The organism is Micromonospora sp. KC721, assembly GCF_004348355.1.
Classification (GTDB): Bacteria; Actinomycetota; Actinomycetes; order Mycobacteriales; family Micromonosporaceae; genus Micromonospora.
The window spans coordinates 1-1,763 of record NZ_SMJY01000376.1 but is presented as its reverse complement, the minus strand read 5'-3'; the positions used below and the strand labels follow the sequence as shown (position 1 = coordinate 1,763).

At 83.3% G+C, this 1,763-nt stretch carries 1 pseudogene; it reads right to left on the bottom strand.

Annotated features, from left to right (window positions below):
• Positions 1-1,040, bottom strand: a pseudogene (locus E1182_RS32850) (hypothetical protein); the annotation flags it as partial.
• Between the last annotated feature and the right edge of the window lie 723 nt (positions 1,041-1,763).

Sequence of the window (1,763 nt, the reverse complement as noted above, 5' to 3'; positions counted from 1 at the left end):
GTGTGTGGGACAGCGGCGCCGGGTCGTGGGGCCAGGCCCGGGGCTTGACCGCCGGCCGGCGCGGGCCGGGCCGGATCCACCGGCCGCTGCGGCGGGCCGGCGGAGCGCCGGGCCGAAGCCTGGTCGGGCGTGGGTTCGGGCCGACCGGGGCGCGGGCCGGGCCCGGCACCCTGCGCGTCGGTCGGCACGCCGGCGCGCGCGCCCTGCTCCGGGCCGGAAACGTTGGCGCGGCGGGCCTGCTCCGGGGCCGGCACTCCCGTACGGGCCGCCGGGCCGGATTGCTCCGGGGCGGGTACGGCGGCGCGCCCACCGGGGCCACGGCCCGCCTGACCGGGTACGGCGGCGGTGGGCGGAGGGCTTTCCGGGCCGTCGGGCCGGACCGCGTGGCCGCCTCGTCCAGGTCCGGCTTCCGCCGCAGGGCCGACCGGCCCCGGCGCAGGGTCGGCCGGCCGGGCCGGAGCGGTCGCGGAGACCGGGCGGGCCGCTCCCCGGGCCGGGCCGGGTGGCACCTCCCGGGGCGGACGGGCCGCTCCCCGGGCCGGGCCGGGTGGCACCTCCGGGGGCGAAGCGGCTGGGCCGGCACCGGGCCGGGCACGACCGGCCGGAGCCGGCGGGGACTTGTGCCGGTTCGGCACCTCCGGTCCGGGTACGCCGGCACCGGTCGGACCGGACCGGTCGACGACCGGCGACGCGGGATCGGTGCGCGGGCCGCCTGCCGCCTGGCGCGGCCAGTCGGCCTGCTGATCGGCTCGGTCGACGCGGGGCCGCTCCGGTGGCGTGCCCCGCTGGGCGGCGTCGGTGCGTGGGCCGTGCCGCCCCGGCGCGTCGCGCCCGTCGGGTTCCGGCACGGTCGGGGACGCCGGTGGCAGCGGCGGGGCGTTGCCGCTCTTCGGTACGAGCGGCTGTGCCGGCTCGGCGGCCCGCCGCCGGCCGACGGGACGCTCCGTGCCGACGGGACGCTCCGTGCCGACGGGACGCTCCGTGCCGGCGGGGCCGGCGCGGTGTCCGCCGGTGGGGTCGAGCGGCGTCGGGTCGGCCACGACGCGACGGCCACTGCCGGTCCGGGGCTCGGCGGGCACCGGCGGGTTGCCGCCGGACGGCGTCGGGTCAGGACGCGCACCGCCGCTGACCGGGGTCGGATACGTCGGGTCCGCCGGGACGGCACGGCCCCGGCCGGGACCACCGGGGTTGCCGGGGCCGGGGCCACCCGCCGGGTGCGGGCCGGTGTCCCGGCGATCCGGAGCTGGCCGGTGCCCCGGGTTCGAAACGGGCCGGCCGCCGGTCTCCTCCTGGGGAGGGCCGTCCCAGCCGGACAGTGGGCGAGGCACCGGGGGCCGGGCCACGCCGGCGGCTCCCGGGCCGGAGACGGGTGCGCCGGGACCGTGCGACGGAGGGGCCGGTGGACGGTCCGCGCCCCGCTGGCCGGGACGGGTCGCCGGGTTGCCCGGCCAGATCGCCTCACCGGAGCGTGGACGCGATTCGGGGTCGGTGGGCCAACCGCCACGCACCGGCGGGGCCGCCTGCGGGCCGGTGCGCACCGGCGGGGCCGACCGGGCCGCGGCGGCGCCCTCCTGGGCCGGCGGGGCAACCGGACCGGGCGGGCCGGGCGGATGAGGACCGGCGGCGACGCCGGGCGGATGAGGGCCGGCGACGCCGGGCACCGCCGCGCGCGCACCGGCCGGGCCGGAGCGGGCCGGCGTGGGTGGCTCCGGGCGAGGGCCGGGCTGACCGGCGTGCGGATCCGCCGGCCCGCCCCCTACGCC